Source organism: Stieleria neptunia, from assembly GCF_007754155.1.
GTDB classification, from domain to species: Bacteria; Planctomycetota; Planctomycetia; order Pirellulales; family Pirellulaceae; genus Stieleria; species Stieleria neptunia.
This window is the reverse complement of the sequence record NZ_CP037423.1, coordinates 1460157-1475540: the sequence shown is the minus strand read 5'-3', so window position 1 is coordinate 1475540 and position 15384 is coordinate 1460157. Positions and strand designations below refer to the sequence as shown.

Genomic DNA, 15384 nt, shown 5'->3' with positions numbered 1-15384 from the left:
CGTGCCGTCCGGTCAGGCGTCAACTCAAACGTGCGCACCCTGTCGGGAGAGTGATCACCGTTGTGATGATCGGACAGGTCGCAACGATGATCCCTGTCATTTCGGCGATCGGCGGCTGTCGTCGGCGGTTCTAGACGGACGATCTGATACAACCGGCATAGATTCGCCAAACGCGAAAAATGACAGCAAAGGCTGCATGCACTACAGCGGGGCGGGGCGGCCGTAGAAGTAGCCCTGGGCCAAGTCGAAACCGAGCCGTTGACAGGCCTCCGCTTCGGTCGACGTCTCGATCCCTTCGGCAAGGGCCTTGATCTCCAGGTCGCGGACCATTCGAACCAGCGTTTCGAGCATCCGATGCCGAGGCTCGTCGGCATGATCGATGGCGTGAATCAGCGAGATATCGAATTTCACGTAATCAGGACGTGCTTCGATCAATTCCGCCAACCGAGCTTGTCCGGAGCCGAAGTCGTCGAAGGCCAATTCGATTTCCAGATCTTTGACCGCGGCGGACAGTTCTCGCATCACCTTGCGATTGGTGACGCTGGCTTCGTGGATCTCCAGAACCAGGTCGGTGTTGCCGGACATCTGTCGGACTTGGACCAGCGATTCGATCAGTTTGTCGGCATCCTCCATTTCTTTGGGATGCGTGTTGACGAACAGATTTGGCCGGGTGGGCAGATCGCGTCCGACGCGAACGCCTTCCCAACGCAGCAGCTCGCTGAGTTCGACTTCCAAATTCAGTTGGCTGGCGGCGTGAAACATGGCGGCGACCGACTCGAGCCCGAACACGCTGCCGCGTCCGAGGATTTCGTGCCCGACGACGTTTTCGGTTTCGACGTCGACGATCACCTGGAAGTGCGGTCGGACGAGTTTTTCGCTCATCATTCGGTCGAATTGAACGAGCGCCAACGCTTCATCGCAGACGTTGCGGGCGATCGTTCCGGCCGACTGTCCGGTGGGCGATTGGCGAAGGACCCGAAACGGTGCTTCGGCAAAGTGGATCAAGTCTTCTTCATCGACGGTGACTTGTCCTTGGATTCGTTCGCCGTTGACGTAGGTGCCGTTGGTGCTGCCCAGATCGGTCAGCAACAATTTGCCGTCGTCGGCCGACAGGATCGCGTGCCGTCCGCTGACGGTTTTGAAGTTCAACTTGAGCGAGGACCCGGGCTTTCTGCCGATCGTGAATTCGGGCTCGTCGATCGGCAGGTGACGCAGATTGTCTCGCGGCTGGAGAGCCCCGGACAAAAACCAAACGTCACTCCCAACCACCGTGCTGTGGCAGAGTCGATCGAGTGCGGAAGTATCGAGCGAGGTCATTGGGTAACGAGCGGATGGAGGCATCAGATTGATGGGTTCGGGATGGGCAGGTCTGACGACGGACGTAGATCCCCCCGAGTGAATCGGTGTCAGGGAAACTGTAGGTTGCGAATTGGCCCCCCATCGATCGATTGCGGATTTCTTTGTGGGGGGCAGGATCTTCGGTGGAGGGAATTGGTGGTGTGGGGGCGTTGTCGCGTCGGCGGAGGCCGGCGAGGGGAGGAAAACCCGCCTGGAAAGTGTCTCCCTGGGCGCAATCGGTGTGACGCCGGCTATTGGTGAGCTAGTTTTCATGCAATCGCGTTGACAGGACCCACCCGTGCTCGCCCGCCGGTGATCACACCGCCAGTCTCGCGTCCCCAGGATCTCGATTCTCCCCACGACATCCTGCGACACCCACCCCACTCCCAATCCATTCATTCGGTATGAACGCCGCGATCCACGAAACCCATGCCGTTGATGCAGGCTTGCTCGGCAGCCTTCTGACCGACGATACGTTTTGGCCTGCCGAAACCCAATCACTCTCCGAAACCGGATTGAGCGACTCCTTCATTGAAGGGCTGATCCTGAAATCCGTGTTGAGCGTGGGCACGCTCAGCGGACGCAGCCTGTCGGAGTTCATCGGTCTGCCCTTCAAGGTGGTCGATCCGCTGCTCGATACGATGCGAACCCGCAAGATGATCGCGCACGTCCGTCCGGCGCCGTTCAACGATTATTATTATTCGTTGACCGAACTCGGACAGAATCGCGCCGCCGCTCAGATGAAGCAGTGCAGCTACGTCGGCCCCGCGCCCGTCCCGCTGTCGGATTATGTGCTCAGCGTCGAAGCCCAGTCGGCCGGTCTGGAGCCGGTCACGCAAGACCAATTGCGTCAAGCGTTGTCGGGAATCTCCTACCAGCAAGACTTGCTGGACTTTATCGGACCGGCGATCAACAGCAACACCGGGCTGTTCCTGTTCGGTGAACCCGGCAATGGCAAAACCACCATCGCCCGCTGCTTGACCCAATGTCTCGGCCAGGAGATCTGGATCCCGCACGCGATCCTGGATGACGGCAACCTGATCAAACTCCAAGACGACGCCTTTCATCGCCCCGCGCCGGTCCCCGAAACCGCCGCAAAGATTTTGAAGGCCCAGGAATGGGACCGGCGCTGGTTGCGGATCCAACGACCGACGGTGATGGTCGGCGGCGAACTGGTGATGGAAAACCTGGAAGTCCGACACGACGCCCGCAGCAACATTTGCGAAGCACCGCTGCAGATGAAGAGCAACTGCGGCTGTCTGTTGATCGATGATTTTGGACGCCAACGCATCGCACCGGAAGAATTGCTCAATCGCTGGATCGTTCCGCTGGAAAACCGCTGCGATTTCTTGACGCTACCGACGGGCAAGAAAATCCAAATGCCGTTCGAACAGATGCTGATCTTTTCGACCAACCTGGATCCCGGCGACCTGGTCGACGAAGCCTTTCTGCGGCGCGTGCCCTACAAGATTTTTGTCGGCGATCCGGCTCCGGATGAGTATCGGCAACTGATGAAAACGGTTGCCCGGCAAATGGGGTTTCCGGAAACACCCGAGGCAGCGGAATACCTGCTGTCGTTCTACCAGAAAAAAGCTCGCAAGCCTCGGCGTTGCCATCCGCGCGATCTGCTGAAACAAATCGAAGCCTTTTGCCGGTACCGCCAACTGCCCTTGGGTATCCGCCCGGAATACCTGGAACGCGCCTGTCGAAGCTACTTCAGCGACCTGTAGCGTCCACCCGAATCCAACTGAGCTGAGTCCACCAGAGCAACGGAAGATGACGACTGTCAAATCGAAACGTATTCAAGCGGGTTACGAGCCGATCGAAGGCTACGTGCTGGAAAAACGGATCGGCCGCGGCGGGTACGGCGAAGTCTGGCGTGCCGTCGCCCCCGGCGGGTTGAAGAAAGCGGTCAAGTTCGTCTTCGGACAACAGGACGAACGACGGGCCGAACAGGAACTGAAGTCGCTCGAACGCATCAAGAGTGTGCAGCACCCGTTCATCCTGACACTGGAACGATTCGAGCTGATCGAAAACCAATTGGTCATCGTGACGGAATTGGCCGACGGATCCTTGGAAGACGTGTTCAAGCAACACCAGGGCCGCGGTTCCTGCGGCATCCCCCGCGACGTGTTGCTCGGCTACATGAAAGACGCCGCCGATGCACTGGATTATCTGCACCAACTCTACAAGCTTCAGCATCTGGATATCAAACCGGCCAACCTGCTGATCGTCGGCGGACGGGTCAAAGTCGCCGACTTCGGTTTATTGAAGGATCTCGGCGAGGTCGAATGCAGCATGGTCGGCGGGCTGACACCGATCTACGCACCGCCGGAGGTTTTTGACGGACGCCCCAGCCTTCACAGCGACCAATACAGTCTGGCGGTGATGTACCAGGAACTGTTGACGAGCACTCGACCGTTCAGCGGACGGACGATCGCGCAGCTCGCGACCCAGCATGTCCACAACGCCCCGAATCTGAAGCCGCTGCCGGCCAGCGATCGCCCTTGCGTGGCACGGGCATTGGAAAAGTCGCCGGAACGGCGTTTCGCCAGCTGCACCGAATTCGTCGAAAAACTGTTCCGCCCCCACGCCGGACAGGGCGCCGACGCCAACCACACCGTCGACACCGTGGCCACCGAACCGGCCGCCCACGCGGTCGAAAACCTGCCGCAACTCGACGGCTCCGTCGGCTCGCCGAGCGATGTCCAACAATCCCAAGCGTTGGTGGTCGCCCTGGGCGGCACCGGCGCCGATTGCCTCAGTGAGCTGCGGTCGCGGGTTTATGAATTCGGCGCCGGATCTCCGGTCGTCCTGCACAGCGTCCTGATCGACACCAACCCGGTGACCACCCAGACCGCCTTGATGGTCGACGGCACCGACGTGGTCCCACGCTGCCGCGTCGTCGAAGCCCGGCTGCGGACGCCCAACGAGTATCGCAACAGCGGGACCGGTCGATTGAAGACCATTTCGCGACGCTGGATCTATAACGTTCCGCGCAACGGCCATACCGGTGGGATGCGGCCACTGGGGCGTCTGGCGCTGGTCGATCACGGCGAACAGGTGATGCAGACGTTGCGTGATGCGGTGGAAGCCTTGAAGGTTGCCAGCGGCGAAACCGGCCGGCCCAAGATCTATGTCGTCGGCTCCTTGACCGGCGGGACCGGCAGCGGGATGTATCTGGACATCGTCTACTTGCTGCGTCACTTGCTGGACGAATCGGCCATGGAAAACGAACCGATCTTGTCGTTCCTGACGACCAATCGTTTCCAAGGCGACCCCTCGCGACCGCTCGCGCTGCACTCGACCAAATCCGCGATCCGAGAATTGGCCCACTTTTTGATGCCGGGCAATAGTTATCCCGGCGACGCCGGCGTGGGTTGGCCGAGCGTTCCCGCCGCCCGAACGCCGTTGCACAACACCTACGTCATCGCGCAATCCGATCGGCCCGGTGCCCCCTCACCACTGCACTCGGTCGTCGATTACCTGTGGGCCGATGCAACCGTCTGCGGCGAGCTGTTTGCCCGGGGACGACACGAAGAAGACGATTCACCGTCGGGGCAGCGAACCATTCGGACCATGGGCGTCGCCCAAATCGGTGATCCCGGCGAACGACAACCGAGTCTGCTGGCGCCCCATTCGATCAAATTGCTGTTGCTGCGATGGCTGGGCAACCCTCGCGATTCAAAGCCCGCGGCGAAAGAATTTGCATCACGTGTATGGCGACGGTGCCGCTTGGACAGCGACGCGCTGCGTGGTCAAACCGAACAATGGTTCGGCAACAACCGCCAAGCACGCCGCAGCAAACTGATGGAGCGACTCGGCAGCCTGGACCCGTCGCTGCTGAAGAACCCCGCCGCCGTCAGGTCTCACCTGGTCAAATGGCTGACCGGCGTGATCGATCTGGACCAAACCGAGGTGCTGGCCGGACAAATCGTCGAACAGATCGAACGCGAAATCAATGCTCGAATCCAGGACGCAAGGCTGAACCTGTCATCGACGATCACCGGGCTGAACGAAATCCGTCACGCGCTGACAGAACTCCAGCAGACACTGCTGAAAAAATCGGACGACGAATTCCGCCAGCTCGCCGACGGGGGCCAAGCCTCGGCCGACCAGCCGCCAACGTCCGGAGCCGTGGCACCGCAACGGCCGATGGCATCACTCCGCAGCGCCTGTGGCATCGGCGAACAACTGGTCGCAATCATCGCCTGCCGCGCCGCCGCCTCGGTCGCGACGGCGCTCGCGGAGAAACTGGCCGACCTCACCGAAACCTATATCGACGCATCAACCCGTCTCGCCCAGGCGATCGCCAATCTGGCCGACGACGACGTCCGAGCCGTCGATCAATGGTCGACGTTGCCCCCAACGGTTCGCGATCAATTGCCCGGCATCGTGGACCAGCTCCACACCGACAATGTCGCCAGTCAACTGTTCCGCATCATTCAGACTCCGGTCCACGTGACCACGGACAGCGTGGTCAACGAAATCTCGGTCCTGGCGGCCGGTCTGATCCGCGAACGGATTGCCCCCTCGGGCGATTCACAGCCTTCCGACTCCAAGTCACGTGATTCACGGGGTTCGGACTGTCTGGACACCAAGACGTCATCGATCGCAACGACCGATGATCTTGTCGTCGGTAAAACGACGTGCTTCAACCCGCAATCCGATCCGGTCGCGATGACGCAGACCCATTCCTGGTCGTCTCCCAGCAAACCGCCAAGTCTGACCGCCGAATCCGCGTTCGAAGCCGTGCGGCCACCGCTGTTGGAATGCGGCGGCAAACAACGCATCTATCTGATCTGTCGCGATGCCTCCGAACAGACGACGTTGCAGTCGCAAATTCCGGGCTCGAAGGATGTGTCGCTGACCTCGTTCCAGGCCCGAGCTTCGATGCCCATGCTGGTCCACGAAGCCCGGGACATCAAATTGGACAACGTGTTGTCCTGGCTGGATGCGTTGACCGGCGACGACGGTCGCATCAGCGATCGCCTCGCCACGCGTTGCGATCTGGATTGGAGCTGAGCATCGAGCCGGTGGCGTAAGCTCAATGCCACTTACTTTAGCGCTGAAGGTGTTAGCGGAACGGCGTGAGCGGGCTGTCGTTTTTGTGAGCCGCGACGCGGAAGCGGCCGGGCATCCAGGCACCCGCCCGAGGCCTTACGGCCAGCGGCTCACCATTGACTCAGCAGATCCCGACTCAATCGACAGCCCGCGAGCCGTCCGGTCGCGCTTCGAAAACACCGTGAAAGACCGGGGGGCTCGTGCCCTACCGCTAACACAAGCACCCCGCTTGGCGTCCAAGGATGTGGCATCGGGTGTAAGCTTCCAGCTTACAAGCTCTACGCCCGCGGCAGACGGATCGTGAACGCCGTGCCGACGCCCACGGTGCTTTCGACTCGGATCTTGCCGCGATGCGCGTCGATGATCTCTTTGCAGGCGGCCAGCCCAAGCCCGGTGCCACCTTTGCCCGATTCGTCGGGCCCCATTTTGGTCGAAAAGAACGGATCAAAAATCTGCGGCAGCGTTTCCGCAGGAATCCCCGACCCGCTGTCCCGGACGACCAGTTCGACCCACTGGGGGTCTTCGCTGTTGGCCAGCCGGATCAACAAGTTGCCACATTCGCCGATCGCTTGTCGGGCGTTGATCAAAAGATTCAACATCACACGTTGAATCTGATTGCCACTGACGATCGCCGGGGCCACGTCCGGGGCGATTTCGGTCGTCACCGACACCCGGTACTTGTTCATCTCGCGTTCGAGCAACACCAGGGTGTCCAGAATCAAACCGCCCAGATCGGTCGGCTCGAACGATTCGCTGCGATTGCGTGCCTGGGCCAAAATCGTGCCGGTGATTTTCGAGGCACGCTCGGACGCTTCCAGAATTTTCCCGAGCGCCTTGTCGCGTGAAGCGTCGTCGCGATTGCGGATGCCGAGCCGGGCATAATTGATGATCGTCATCAACACGTTGTTGAATTCGTGCGTCGCCGTGCTCGTCAATTCCCCCAGGGTGGCCATCGATTGCGACTGTCGCAATTGGGCCTTGAGATGTTGGATGTACTGCTGCTCGTCACTCAACGGGGAACCACCGGCCAGCGCACCGGTGGAGACCGGTTTGCCGCTTGACGAGGGGTTTGACGTCGCGGGCGGCGTTGGGATGGCGTTGGGTGCGTTCATGATCCCCGGGTGGGTTGGCTGGCGATTGCATCGTGTCTCCTTTGACCTATCGTCTGCCGCGGTTGATTTGCTACACCCGGTCCTGGGCCGCAGGCAAAGCTTGCCAGTGCTGGTGACGGCCCTCACAATCGGAAAAGTTTCCGGAGAAAGAGATGCCAACCGTGCCCCAACAGTCCCACCCACGTTCTGCGACCGATTCCCCCAATATCGTTCAGAGATTGGCCCAAGCGATCGGCACCGCCAAAGAAATGGGATTTGAAGTTCGCAAAATCGTTTTGGACGACCAGCTGCCCGGCTGGTGTCAAATCGGCCCGAAAAAGATCCTGTTTCTCGACCTGACCGCCTCCACCGGCGAACAACTCGAGCAGATCGACGAGATCATCGCGTCGTATTGCAACCAACGCGAAGCACGCCACGAAGGCAGAATCGCGGCCTAGCGATTCAATCGCCGCGGCGGGATCGATACAATGTGGGTGCGCGGGTACGAGCGTCACCTCTTTTCAAACGATCTTTCAGGCGTAGCGGATGTTCTTTAGGCGAATGGGGATAGCGGCAGCCGGCGGGTTCTGTCGGCGGATGGGCATCGGATTGCGTGCCGGCGCCGATCTCCTGCGACTGCTCCAGTCTGAAACCCAATACGGTTCACCGCCACAGCGCGAAGCGATTTCCCACGTCTTGGAAAGCGTCAAAGCGGGCTTTCAGATCAGCGACGCGATGAAACAGCGCGGCAATTTTTTCCCGCGTCTGATGGTCTCGTTGACACGTGTCGGGGAAAGCACCGGCAAACTGGAGCGTACGTTTCTGACGCTGGCGGCACACTTCGAGCAACAAGTGGCGCTCAGGCGCCTGTTTCTGACCTCGATCGCCTGGCCGGTGATTCAGTTGGTGCTCGGGCTGGGCGTCATCTCGATCGTGATCTACTTGATGGGCATCCTGACACCGTCCACCGGCGGCCAGATGACCGACATCTTGGGATTCGGGCTTCGCGGCGGCAAAGGCGTGTTGATTTTCTGGGGCTACATCAGCTGTGTCGCCGCCGTCCTGTGGTCCCTGTACTACGGCTATCGACAGAATCTCGGCGGCGTCCAAAACATCGTTCCGCTGTTGTACATGATCCCGAAATTCGGCCCTTCGCTTCAAACGATCACCTTGTCCCGATTCACCCGCACCCTCTCGCTTGCCCTCGGCGCCGGCCTGGATCCGATCCGCAGCGTCAAATTGAGCTTGGATAGCACCGACAGCGACTATTACCGCAGCGGCGGCGACCAGTTCGAGACGGCGATCCGTGATCGAGGCGACACGCTCGCCGGCGGTTTGCGAGGCACCGACTTGTTTCCCGATCCGTTTCTGCACCTGGTCGAAGTGGCCGAGATGTCGGGCACCGAAAGCGAATCCATCGACCACTTGGCGGTCGAGTATGAAGAGCGCGCCAAAATGGCGATGCGAACGCTTTCGGGCGTTGCCACCGGCGTCATTTGGCTCGCCGTCGCCGGCACCCTGATCTTCTTTATCTTCCGCTTGGCGTCGGTCTACTTGGGCGCGATCAACGAAGCCGCGGGACTGAACTAAATCACCAAACCGATGTGAGCGGAAGGGCGCAAGCCCTCCGGTCTGCCCTCACCCTACCGGACGGCTCGCGGGCTGTCGATATAGTCGGGATCTGCTGCGTTAATGGTGAGCCGCTGGCCGTAAGGCCTCGGGCTTTCGTCGCAGTGCCCGGCCGCTTACGCGTCGCGGCTCACAAAACCGACAGCCCGCTCGCGCCGTGCCGCTAAAAGCACCCCATCGGACGCGGCGTTGGTCACCGACTGCCTTCGGGCCATTCCGCCGGGATCAACTGAACGCCGTGACGTCCCCTCGGTTCGGCGACCCGCAACGAATCGCGAACATAGTCGTGACATTGAATGCACAAGTTCGTCATTTGCAAGTAGGTGAACGTCACACCCTGATGATTCTGTTCCTCGGCCAACGATTCGAGTTGACTGCATTGACGACGGAACTCGGCACTGAAATGCTCGTACACCGTGTCCCGAGCCCTCGGCCATTCGGCCGCCTCGCTGATCAACTTCATCTCCTTCGCACCACGGGCGATCGCGGGGAAATCTTTGCGAAGCAACCCCTCCAAAACGTGCTGCGATCGTTTCAACTTGGAACGCATCAGCACGCCTTCGGATTGTTCGATCGGCTGAACCACCGGATCGGCCCACGTGAGCACGGCGACCGGAATGCTGGCAAGCACAGCCATCAAGACCAATTTGAATCTCATTTCAAAGCCTAGTGCGGAAGCGCATCGCAACCAAGCCTAGTGCTTCGTCAACTTTTAAACTGAGAGTGCCGCGGAAAAGGCGTCAGGTACCAAAAATGCGAAGCACCCTGCGGGCCATTGGGTTTTTGGTACCTGACCCCTTTTCCGCTCGACAAACGCACGCTCGAAATTTTAAAGCTGACCAAGCACTAGCGGCCGCGACACCATAGATCGAAGTCTCAGGGTCAAGCATCATCAATCGTTCCTCAGTAGCAAAATCACCGGACACCGAAAACGGCAACACGCCGTCTGGAACCGATTTCACGTAAAATCGCATCCGGGTGTGCAGCCACGCACACGGCAATCGCGATGCGTTCACACCGCGGCGGGGACAAACGGCGAAGGAATTCCCTCAACCGGGTGGCTTTCCCGGGTTCATGGTGAACCGCGTGTTAGCGTTCCCATGAGGAAAAGGTCAACCGACAGCGGTCGACGGCCTTTTGAATGACCGTTTCATTGCAAATCATGTTGATTTGCGTTACCGGGAGTCGGCTAGGGTGACCGTCTTATTCGTCGATGATGAACCGCAAGCGCTGCGTCAGCTGGAACGGCAGCTGATTGCGGAGGATGTCGAGTGGGAATGCGATTTCGCGACCAGCGGCGAACAGGCGATCGAGATGCTGGGGACGGCCCGATACGACGCGGTGGTCACCGACATGCGAATGCCGGGCATGGATGGCGCGGCGCTGTTGAATTATGTCGGCAAACACTATCCCAACACGGTGCGGATCATACTGTCCAAGCCGTCGGATCGCGACGCCGTGCTTCGATCGATCATGGCGATGCATCAGTTTTTGCCGAAACCGTGCGACGCCACAGAACTTCGAACGACGATCGATCGGGCTTGCTCGCTGCGAGATGTCTTGGTTTCGGATTCCCTGCAACGCCTGGTCGGCGGGCTTTCTCGGTTGCCCAGTGTCCCGGCGGTCTATCGAGAATTGACCAACGCACTTCGTAACGAAGACGCCTCGATCTCGTCGATCGGCAAGATCGTCGCCAAGGACGCGGTGATGACGGCAAAGGTGCTGCAGTTGGTCAATTCAGCGATCTTCTGTTTAAGCCATCATATCTCCGACCCGATCAAAGCGGTATCGTTGTTGGGTGCATCGACACTCAAGTCACTCGTTCTCGCGATCGGCATTTTCCAAGAATTCGAAGCACTCGGCGTGAACGGGTTTTCCGCCGACGTGCTGATGCAACATTGCTTGCGTGTCTCCCGCATGACCAAGCTGATCGGTCGGCGGGAACGTCTCGACTCCCAGGCCCTCGAAGACGCCATCACCGCGGCCACGCTCCACGATATCGGCAAGCTCGTGCTGCATTCGATCGATCCCAAGTCCTGCGCCCAAGCGGCGTTGAAAGCGGAGATCGATGACATTCCATTGTGGCGAGCCGAACGTCAGATCTTCGGTGCCGATCATGCCGCCATCGGAGCCCACTTGCTCAGCGTCTGGGGGCTGCCGCAAACCATTATCGAAATCGTCGCACTGCATCACACGCCGACCAAAGCGTTCGAGATATCGTTCTCGCCGCTAACCGCCGTCGTCGCGTCAAACTACCTCAGCCGAGCCGGCAGTCAGTTGCCGCTGCCCACCCCGGATGAGGAGCTGATTCGCTATTTCGAGATGGTCGTGTGTGGCGAAAAGCTGGAATCCTGGCACAACCTGTGCTCCGACGTCGGCCGGCGAAACGACGAACAACGCAAGACGCCGCTGCCGCAAGACGTCAGCCTCTGAACGTTTCACCGACCCGTCGCAGCTCCCTCTGCCAGAAGCTGTCCCTCCACGTCGGCCGTTAATGCCGACAGCGCTCGATCGATCGATTCCCGGTTGCCCAGTTCGGTTTGGCCATAGCGACAGCGTTCGAAGGCATCGGTCAAGCACTGCAGATCGGGATAACGCTGTCCGACGCGTTGCAACAATTCACTCGGTGTTTCGTCGGATCCTCGTGTGACGCCGGCGCGTCCGAGTTGCTTCAGCGTTTCGGCGTAAAAAGGCAACCGGGGCTGCACAACGCGTGAGTCTCCACGGACCTTGACGCGGCGCCGGAACTGCGGCAATCGCAACCGCAACAAAACGGCGAGCATCGCGATCGCGGCGCCGACGATGAAGGCGGAAATCGCCAAGGATTGCAGCGGCAAATCGATCTCCCCGTCCTCCAACCGCCCGGCGCGGATCGCAGCCAAGTTGCTTTGCAGGGCGGCCCACATGCGTTGATACGAACTCCGCACGTCGCGCAGTCCGGTCACTTGCACCAGATCATCGCTTTGACGCTGACGATCCATCTCCACGACGTAGTCTTCCCAAACATTGTTCGCCAAGTTCAACAGTCCATCGACGCCCTCCGGATTGCCGTCGTCGAGTGCACTTTCGGCGGGTGTCGGGTCCAGCCGCATCCAATACCGCGGTGCTCGACGCTGAACGGCCACGCGCTCTCCTGCCGATTCTTGATCTCGTTCGATCAACGCTTCGACCCATGCATGGGCGTGCAGCTGCCTGGCGATGTAGTACTTGCCGACGTTGTTGTATTCCTCGGTCCGATACCCCACGACGACGCGACAGGGAATGCCAACGCTGCGAAGCATCAGTGCCAACGCCGACGCGAAGTACTGGCAATGGCCACGCCGATCGACCGACAGAAACTGCTCGACCGGATCGACGCCAGGAATCGGCGTCGCGTCCAAGTTCAACGTGTAGGAAAACGCGGGATCTGTCTTCAAATACTGTTCCATCGCCACCGCGGCCAGCGACGGGCGGCGGTTCTCCTCACCGATGCCCTCCAAAACCTGGGTGGCCAAACGAACGGCGGTCGGCACACTGGCACGATCGATGCGAAGCAAGTCCTCTTCGTAGTCGCGTCTCGGCCGCGCCGCACGGCTATTGAGCCTCCGTTGCCAAGTCAACTCGTACGGCGTGATCATCCGCTCCGCCTCGGATGCTTGAGCGATCCGGCGTGTTTGAACGCCATCGAGAAACGCGCGCGTGCCGAATTCATAACTGATACGCGGAAACGGCGGATCAGAGGATTCGCGAGCAAGGGTCCAACGATCGATCGCGTGAACCACGTCGACAGCATCACCTTCACCGTCTTGATGATAGGGTGCGATCGAAAACAACGCCGGCCGGCTCATCGCTTCACAGGTGATCTTGACATGCACGCGGTCATGCGGCGGCTGGCCGGATCGTCCGCGGGGGCGATCGGCGCTGGGAATGCGGCCGCGACGGCTGATCGAATCCTGGTCGGTCGAAATCCACTTGGCGATCGGCCGATCCGTGGAGTAGTCGACCTGGTAATCCTCCAGCACCTTTCCTCGCAAGTACAAACTGTCGTTGATCAGGTAAGGTTCACCGCTGTCCTTCTCGGTCAACTTGACCCGCACCGCCGGGTCAGAGTTCTGCATCACCTGGCCCAATTGTTCCATTCGCACTTCATCATCAAATCCGACCATGGCGGGACCGCGCGCGGCCGACCGTGACGGTTGGACGCGTCGGGGCAAGACGTAAAAGAACGCCGCCGCGATCACGATCACCGCCGGCGAAAGCACCAGCAGCGCGTAGCGTGACCAAGGTCCGGCCGCCCAATAAATCGAAATCACCGATTCCGGCGACGACGTGGCCACGATCGCGTTCCGCGGCGGCACGTCTTCACGCCCCCCGATGATGAACTGGACGAAACGTCCGAATCGGGTTTTGGGAGGCTCGGGGACAGCTCGATCCAGCGTCACATCCAGACTCTCCATCATCGTGACCAGCCCCAGCAAGCTGAGCGCACTGGCGCCGACAATCGCGATCGGAATCATCCACACCCCGAAGCCGATCGCATCACTAAAGATCGCCGCGACGACCAGCTCGAGCAAACAGAACACCGCCAACTGTTCCAAGATGCGCCGCGATTTGCGTTGCATCATCAACACGCCCTGGACCAACACCAACAACAGGGCGACGGAGACCATTTGCGGTTCGCCCCGCTGTTGCAGTCCCCAGAAATCTTGCACGCAGTACACCGCGGCGCCCGCCATCGCCAAATACGCCCCGATCGGCGGCAACTCAATCAAACGCAACCAATCGACGAAGACGAATCCGACGACCGCGGAAAAGACGGCCAACAAGGCGATCCCCTCGGTACCTTGCCCGCTCGCCAGCACCACCCCGCCGGCCGCCGACAACAACGCAAACTGAAACTCCAAACGCGTCCGCACGGACGGCACCGCCAGCAATTCATCACGCAACGAATCGGGAAGATCCACCGTGTCCCGCTTAGTGATGGACATATCCAGCCCCCTCGGTCGTTCCATCGGGCACCACACGGTCCGCGTCGCCGGCCAACCACCGTCGCACCGGCGGCGAGCTGACATCGATCCAAGACAGCCGCGATCGTTGGTCAAAGTAGCGCCACACCGACAACGCCTGTCGGCCGGACGGATCCGCCGATCGGCGGTGGACGGTGTCTTTGAATCCCCGCGCGCTGACCACCACCAGGTCGTAAGCCTGGAGCTGGGAAGATCGGTCGGCGACCGCATGCGCCAACGGATCGTCTTGCGAAGATTTAAGGTGCACGGGTTTGGCAATCGCCAGTCGCTCCAGGAGCGCCGTGGCATCGGCCCCGATCGATACATCAACGTTGGATCCGGGCGATGCGTCGGCGACCAGCAACGCCACGGAACTGGTCGGCGACGCCAGCTCATTGATCAGCGTCGCGGCGACTTCCAAGACCTGTTCGACGATGCCGGGTGCGTCCGAGCGGTCAACCGCATCGACAACGAGACAGATTTGATGTCGGTTGCGCTGCTCGAATTGTCGCACGGCCGGTTCGCCGATCCGCGCCGTCGTCCGCCAGTGGATGTGTTTGATGTGGTCGCCCGATTGCCAGGGACGCAGCCCAAAGAACTCACCGTCTTCATTGCTTCCACCGGTCGACCGATGACCGTCTCCGCCCCGCCGTGGCGGCAACAGCGATTTCCACCCACGACGCAACGTGATCAGCCGCGGGTAAACGTAAAGCGGTTCGACCGCCACCGGAGAAAGTCGCTCGCAATTCATCAGACAGAACGGAAACGTCGTGGAGACAACGACCGGCCCCAACTGGTAACGCCCGCGACGATGGAAACGACACATCACCGACGTGCCGCGGGTCTGACCGGCCGGAACGTTGCCCACACTGCCGACCAATGAGACCGGCTGTTGGCGGATTGGCTGCTGATCGTCACCCGACTCGTCGATTCCATCGACATCGACACGGTCCGGGGCGATCACACGGTCTTCGATGCGTAAACACCACAGCGGAAGCAACCGCCCCGCATTGGTGATCTCGTAGCGGATCGCCATCGGTGTCCCGGCAAACACACCGGTCAATTCGTGGCGATCAAGACGCACCCGCCGAATGGCATGCCGTCCCTGTCGCCATTGCAACAGAACGATGCTGATCAGCAATCCCGCCAGCACCAGCAATAAATTGAATCCGCGCAGCGACCCGCCGATCATCGCGAACAAGGCGACGAACAAAAAATGGAATCCCAGACGCGTGATGCGGTAGCGGAACAGCGGTTTGGATCGACTTGTCGCCATC

10 protein-coding genes are annotated in these 15384 nt (G+C 60.2%); 5 read left to right on the top strand and 5 right to left on the bottom strand.

The window, feature by feature from the left end; genetic code table 11:
* Positions 1-201 precede the first annotated feature (201 nt).
* Positions 202-1341 (bottom strand): EAL domain-containing protein, encoded by a 1140-nt coding sequence (locus Enr13x_RS05185; protein ID WP_231744102.1) that lies wholly within the window; start codon positions 1339-1341, stop codon positions 202-204.
* A gap of 401 nt (positions 1342-1742) precedes the next feature.
* Here Enr13x_RS05185 and Enr13x_RS05180 point away from each other — a divergent pair, with 401 nt between their 5' ends.
* Together Enr13x_RS05180 and Enr13x_RS05175 are read left to right on the top strand one after the other, a co-directional pair.
* Positions 1743-3068, top strand: coding sequence for an ATP-binding protein (locus tag Enr13x_RS05180; protein WP_145385026.1), 1326 nt, complete (start codon positions 1743-1745; stop codon positions 3066-3068).
* 46 nt (positions 3069-3114) lie between these two features.
* Entirely contained in the window at positions 3115-6363 is a 3249-nt protein-coding gene (locus tag Enr13x_RS05175; RefSeq protein WP_145385025.1) for a protein kinase domain-containing protein, read from the top strand.
* Positions 6364-6680: 317 nt separating this feature from the next.
* Here Enr13x_RS05175 and Enr13x_RS05170 read toward each other — a convergent pair whose 3' ends face one another.
* Positions 6681-7514: a sensor histidine kinase gene (locus Enr13x_RS05170; RefSeq protein WP_145385024.1), complete on the bottom strand. Its 834-nt coding sequence runs from the start codon at positions 7512-7514 to the stop codon at positions 6681-6683.
* Positions 7515-7666: 152 nt separating this feature from the next.
* On the opposite strand from Enr13x_RS05170, the gene Enr13x_RS05165 reads away from it, so the two are divergent.
* The gene (locus Enr13x_RS05165) at positions 7667-7951 is read left to right on the top strand and encodes a hypothetical protein (protein WP_145385023.1); all 285 of its coding nucleotides are present in this window, start codon (positions 7667-7669) and stop codon (positions 7949-7951) included.
* Positions 7952-8039: 88 nt separating this feature from the next.
* Positions 8040-9083: a type II secretion system F family protein gene (locus Enr13x_RS05160; RefSeq protein WP_145385022.1), complete on the top strand. Its 1044-nt coding sequence runs from the start codon at positions 8040-8042 to the stop codon at positions 9081-9083.
* A 232-nt stretch (positions 9084-9315) separates the two neighbouring features.
* Here Enr13x_RS05160 and Enr13x_RS05155 read toward each other — a convergent pair whose 3' ends face one another.
* A complete protein-coding gene (locus tag Enr13x_RS05155; protein WP_145385021.1) occupies positions 9316-9780 on the bottom strand; it encodes a hypothetical protein in 465 nt (154 codons plus the stop codon).
* A gap of 536 nt (positions 9781-10316) precedes the next feature.
* On the opposite strand from Enr13x_RS05155, the gene Enr13x_RS05150 reads away from it, so the two are divergent.
* A complete protein-coding gene (locus Enr13x_RS05150) occupies positions 10317-11555 on the top strand; it encodes a response regulator (RefSeq protein WP_197455801.1) in 1239 nt (412 codons plus the stop codon).
* A 5-nt stretch (positions 11556-11560) separates the two neighbouring features.
* Here Enr13x_RS05150 and Enr13x_RS05145 read toward each other — a convergent pair whose 3' ends face one another.
* Both Enr13x_RS05145 and Enr13x_RS05140 read right to left on the bottom strand, forming a co-directional pair.
* The gene (locus tag Enr13x_RS05145) at positions 11561-14089 is read right to left on the bottom strand and encodes a transglutaminase TgpA family protein (RefSeq protein WP_197455800.1); all 2529 of its coding nucleotides are present in this window, start codon (positions 14087-14089) and stop codon (positions 11561-11563) included.
* Positions 14076-15383, bottom strand: a complete 1308-nt coding sequence (locus tag Enr13x_RS05140; protein ID WP_145385018.1) for a DUF58 domain-containing protein — start codon at positions 15381-15383, stop codon at positions 14076-14078. Before Enr13x_RS05140 ends, Enr13x_RS05145 begins: the two co-directional genes overlap by 14 nt.
* Position 15384: the final 1 nt, after the last annotated feature.

Coding starts and splice junctions, on each gene's coding strand:
- Enr13x_RS05185 (WP_231744102.1), bottom strand. CDS start 1,341: ATGCCTCCATCCGCTCGTTACCCAATGACCTCGCTCGATACTTCCGCA.
- Enr13x_RS05140 (WP_145385018.1), bottom strand. CDS start 15,383: ATGGCGACAAGTCGATCCAAACCGCTGTTCCGCTACCGCATCACGCGT.
- Enr13x_RS05170 (WP_145385024.1), bottom strand. CDS start 7,514: ATGAACGCACCCAACGCCATCCCAACGCCGCCCGCGACGTCAAACCCC.
- Enr13x_RS05160 (WP_145385022.1), top strand. CDS start 8,040: ATGTTCTTTAGGCGAATGGGGATAGCGGCAGCCGGCGGGTTCTGTCGG.
- Enr13x_RS05180 (WP_145385026.1), top strand. CDS start 1,743: ATGAACGCCGCGATCCACGAAACCCATGCCGTTGATGCAGGCTTGCTC.
- Enr13x_RS05175 (WP_145385025.1), top strand. CDS start 3,115: ATGACGACTGTCAAATCGAAACGTATTCAAGCGGGTTACGAGCCGATC.
- Enr13x_RS05165 (WP_145385023.1), top strand. CDS start 7,667: ATGCCAACCGTGCCCCAACAGTCCCACCCACGTTCTGCGACCGATTCC.
- Enr13x_RS05155 (WP_145385021.1), bottom strand. CDS start 9,780: ATGAGATTCAAATTGGTCTTGATGGCTGTGCTTGCCAGCATTCCGGTC.
- Enr13x_RS05145 (WP_197455800.1), bottom strand. CDS start 14,089: ATGTCCATCACTAAGCGGGACACGGTGGATCTTCCCGATTCGTTGCGT.